This window comes from Bradyrhizobium sp. (genome assembly GCF_035701725.1).
Classification (GTDB): domain Bacteria; phylum Pseudomonadota; class Alphaproteobacteria; order Rhizobiales; family Xanthobacteraceae; genus Bradyrhizobium.
Window position 1 is genome coordinate 1 of the sequence record NZ_DASSRP010000318.1, and the last position, 4,357, is coordinate 4,357.

Below are 4,357 nucleotides of genomic sequence, written 5' to 3' on the forward strand. Positions count from 1 at the left end.
GATCGGCGATATCGTCAAGTGGCGCGTCCAGGAATACGAGCGCGAGCAGGAAGCGCTGCGCGAGTACATCAAGACGGCTTAGCCGATCGATAGAGCGCGCAAAGCCGAAGCTCGCCTGATCCGGCAATCCCCTGATGCAAGCTTCGCAATCAATTCGGCTTTGCAACGTTATTCGTCGATCACCGCCTTGGCGGTGACCGGCGTCGGCGCCAGGATGTCGACGACTTCCTGGATCGAAACGATGGCGCGTTCGGTCGCGCGGGCGCCATGGCTGATCAATTCGTCGGCGCGATGAAAATCGAACCAGCCGATCTGGCCGACCCGCGGCGTGATCAAGAGATCCGGCGGGTCGCCCGCGAGCCGCGCGCGCGTGATGCGATCCTGCATGATGTTGAACGCATCCACCATCACCGATGAGATGCCGGGCCGGCCGCCGCCGCCAAAAAATTCGCGTTTCACAGCGCGTTCGGCCGAGAAGAATTTGCCGAAGCCGCGTTTTGGCGGCGCCGTCGCCAGCTCCTGCTCGGTCGCAACGGCGGAGGCGCCGTGCGAATAGATCGTCGTGGAATGGGCGAAGACGTCGCTTGAGAGATTGGCGGCAATCACGATCTCGGCGCCGAGTGCGCGGGCGGTCGAGACCGGCACCGGATTGACCAGCGCGCCGTCGACCAGCCAGCGGTCGCCGATCAGAACCGGCGAAAAGATCCCGGGCAGGGCATAGGAGGCGCGCATCGCCTCCACCAGGCGCCCATGGGTCAGCCAGGTTTCGTGACCGGTGCGGACCTCGGTGGCGACGCTGGCGAATTTCAGCGGCAGGTCCTCGATCAGGGTCTGGCCCAGCGAGGCCTCAAGCTCTGCGGCAAGCTTTTCGCCGCCGATCAGGCCCGATCCGTTCAGCTTGAGATCGAGATAGGACAACACGCTACGCGGCTGCAGGCCGCGAGCCCACTCTTCCAGCGTGTCGAGATGTCCGGCGGCAAAGGAGCCGCCGACCACCGCACCGATCGAGGTTCCGACGACCACATTGGGAACGATGCCGTGGGCGGCCAGCGTTTTGACGATACCGATATGGGCGAAGCCGCGGGCGGCTCCGCCGCCGAGCGCGAGCCCGATGACCGGCCGCCGGCCGGCCTTGCCCTGGTAGTCTCCGTTATTTTGGCCTCGGCCGATCCAGTTATTCAGCACAGTTACAAACAATCTCCTCGTAGGACCGGTCAGCCATAGGGGCCGCATCGCCGAAACGGGGGCCGGAATCGGGACACCGGTCGCACGAAGGCTATCGCGAGCCCGCGGCTCCCGCCAGAAAGGCCGCCAAGCATGGTTTATGCCGTGCTTTGGGATGAGAATGTGACGGGACGGCGGAGAATCAAGTTAGGTAACGGCGGCGAACCGTACTGGTTCCGTATCTCCCCGGCCGGGCCAATCGAGGCTTGAATTTGCCGCGTTTTCAGTGAAAAGCATCCATCATGAACTGGGGAAAGCAGGGCGGTCGCAAACTGGGCGGGCATAGGCGCGTAGCGCCCGTGTTGGCCTTGTTGGCGTTGGCGGCGGCGTTCGCCTTTGCCGGCCCCGCATCGGCGCAATTGTTCAGCGATCGGCCGCCACCCGTGCCGCCGGCGCCCGTGCCGGAAGCGCCGGCAGGCCCGGCCATGAACCTGGCACCTTCCTCGGGCCCCGCATCGGTTCCCAGTCTGCCGCCGCCCCTGACGGCGCCACCGGCGGTCGCCGCCGTGCCGCCGGTCGTTGCGGCGCCGCCCCCGGGCGCTGCCACGCCAAACCAGGCTGTGCTGGCGCTGACGGCGCGGTTCGGCAAGGATCAGCCTGCGGTCACCGGCGGGCTGGTGTGGCGCATCTTTTCCGACAAGCCAGACGAGACCGGCAATATCAAACTGGTTCGCGAGGATCGCAGCGCCACGCCCAATATCGTGCTCCCGCCCGGCAACTATATCATCCACGTTGCGCTCGGCCTTGTCAGCGCGATCAAGCCGATGACGCTGAAGGCCGAGACCTATCGCGAAACATTCCTGCTTCCCGCCGGCGGGTTGCGCATCGAGGGCCGCGTCGGCACCTCCAAGATTCCGCAGAACCAGATTTCGTTCGCGATCTACAAGGGCAGCCAGTTCGAGGCCGGGGAACGCGCCTCGCTTGTGCCGAGTGTCGCGCCCGGCGACGTCGCCATGCTGCCCGAAGGCACCTACTACATCATCTCCAACTATGGCGATGCCAATTCGGTCGTGCGTTCTGATATCCGCGTGCAGGCCGGCAAGCTGACGGATGTCACCGTTACCCATCGCGCCGCCGTGATTACGCTCAAACTCGTCAGTGACCGGGGCGGCGAGGCACTGGCCAACACCGCTTGGTCGGTGATCACGCCGGGCGGCGACGTCATCAAGGAATCGATTGGCGCGTTTCCCAAGGTCATCCTGTCGGAAGGCGAATATCGCGCCATTGCCAAGAACGAAGGCAAGGTTTACGAACGCGCTTTCAATGTTGTTAACGGCGTTGACGGCGAAGTCGAAGTCGTTGCGCGCTGAGACCATCAGCCGGCGGGCGCTGTCATAGTCTCTAATCCACACTAACCATCGCACGATTTAAAACTGTCATAATCGCGGCTCCGGCGTCCGCCGAGCGGTATTTTTACGCCCCCTTAAGCGCGGCCCGCGTTGATAACGCGCGCTGTCGTTGCGCGTTGGGGAATGCCATGCTTGCTGCCAGGAAATCGCCGGAGAAATCCGAACCCGAGATGTTTGATGATATCCCGGTTCTCAAGCGCAAGTGGCAGGCGGCGATGCGGCCCGGCGATAAGCTGCCGGCTTACGAAGACGTGATGTTGGGGAGTCTTGGCCGGCTCGCCGATCACATTGTTTTGCTCAAGGACGGACCGCAGGGCCTCGAAGTATCGCGCACCGGCCGTTACGCGCAGCTCTGGCTGGAGCATGATCGCTTCGAAGTCGCGCTCGATGCGCTGTCGCCGGATTGCGCGACCGCCTTGTCCGAAGTTGCCGGCAGTTCGCTTGCCAGGTGCCGTCCTTGTCTTTCGATCGCCCACTGTGTGCGGGATGGTCTGGTGCGGACCTATGATCTGCTGGCGCTACCGACCTCGTCGCGTTGGGGCCACACGCTGGTCGGCGTTTATGTCAACGAACGCGAGGCGCAATACAACCTGCTCGACGCGATCTTCTCGACCACCGACGAAGGCGTGCTCTCGCTGGCGGCGATCCGTGACGCGGAAGGTCGTCCGTTCGATTTCCAGATCGTGCACCACAATGACGGCGCGGCGCGGTTGCTCAAGCTACCGTCCTCTGAGCTGTTGTGGCAGCGGCTCGGCGGCGGGCGCAACCTTCTGAGCGCCCATCATGTTGCCGAGCGTCTGCTGGCGGTGATCGGCAGCGGCAAGGCAGACCAGTTTGAACTCGACAGTGACGAGCGGAGCCTGAAACTCGGCGTCGTCGCCTTCGGCGACATTCTTGCGCTGACCATTTCGGACGTGACCGCTCTGAAACGCCGCGAAGCCTCATTCCGTTTGCTGTTCGACAACAACCCGATGCCGATGTGGGTGTTCGATGCCGAAACGGCGAAATTTCTCGGCGTCAACGATGCGGCGATCCAGCACTATGGCTACGCGCGCGAGAAATTCCTCGGCATGAAGCTCGATGAAATCTGGCCGGAGGACGAGCGGATCACCCACAGGGAAGCGCTGCTGCATGTCGGCGAGGCCTATCAATCGACCCGCAACTGGCGGCACATCAGAGCCGATGGCAGCGAGATTCACGTGCTCACTTTCGGCCGCCGGGTGACGTTCGAGGGGCGTGACGGCTACCTCGTCGCCGTGGTCGACATTACCGAGCGCCGCAAAGCCGAAGCGCGTGTGGCCTACATGGCCCACCATGACGGACTGACGGATCTGCCCAATCGCGAATTCTACCGGGAGCGGCTGCGCCAGTCGCTCGAAGAAACGCAGGCCGGCAGCAAACGGATCGCCGTGCTGTGCGTCGATCTCGACCTGTTCAAGAATGTCAACGATTCCTTCGGCCACCCGATGGGCGACCGGTTGCTCAGGCTGGTCGCCGACCGCCTGCGCTCGCAGGTGCGCGGCAATCATCTCGCAGCGCGGCTCGGTGGCGACGAATTCGCGGTGATCCTGTCGAACCTCTCGCCGAACGAAGTCAGCGATTTCTCGACCCGGCTGATCGACGTCCTGAGCGCGAGCTACGATATCGACGGCGTCGAGGTCGTGATCGGCGCCAGCATCGGCATTGCGCTGGCGCCGAGCGACGGCTCGACTTCGGAAGAGTTGATGCGCAACGCCGACATGGCGCTGTACCGCGCCAAGTCCGATGGCGGCGGCGTGCATCGC

At 63.8% G+C, this 4,357-nt stretch carries 3 protein-coding genes and 1 pseudogene; 3 read left to right on the plus strand and 1 reads right to left on the minus strand.

Going from position 1 to position 4,357, the window contains the following annotated elements; translation table 11 throughout:
- A pseudogene (locus VFL62_RS19050) lies at positions 1 to 82 on the plus strand (inosine-5-monophosphate dehydrogenase); the annotation flags it as partial.
- Between the two features lie 86 nt (positions 83 to 168).
- On the opposite strand, the gene VFL62_RS19055 reads toward VFL62_RS19050, so the two are convergent.
- Positions 169 to 1,185, minus strand: a complete 1,017-nt coding sequence (locus VFL62_RS19055) for a patatin-like phospholipase family protein (protein WP_325173935.1) — start codon at positions 1,183 to 1,185, stop codon at positions 169 to 171.
- A 281-nt stretch (positions 1,186 to 1,466) separates the two neighbouring features.
- On the opposite strand from VFL62_RS19055, the gene VFL62_RS19060 reads away from it, so the two are divergent.
- Positions 1,467 to 2,534 (plus strand): hypothetical protein, encoded by a 1,068-nt coding sequence (locus tag VFL62_RS19060; RefSeq protein WP_414644773.1) that lies wholly within the window; start codon positions 1,467 to 1,469, stop codon positions 2,532 to 2,534.
- Between the two features lie 167 nt (positions 2,535 to 2,701).
- The coding region (locus VFL62_RS19065; protein ID WP_325173937.1) for a sensor domain-containing diguanylate cyclase at positions 2,702 to 4,357 on the plus strand (1,656 nt) is incomplete at its 3' end.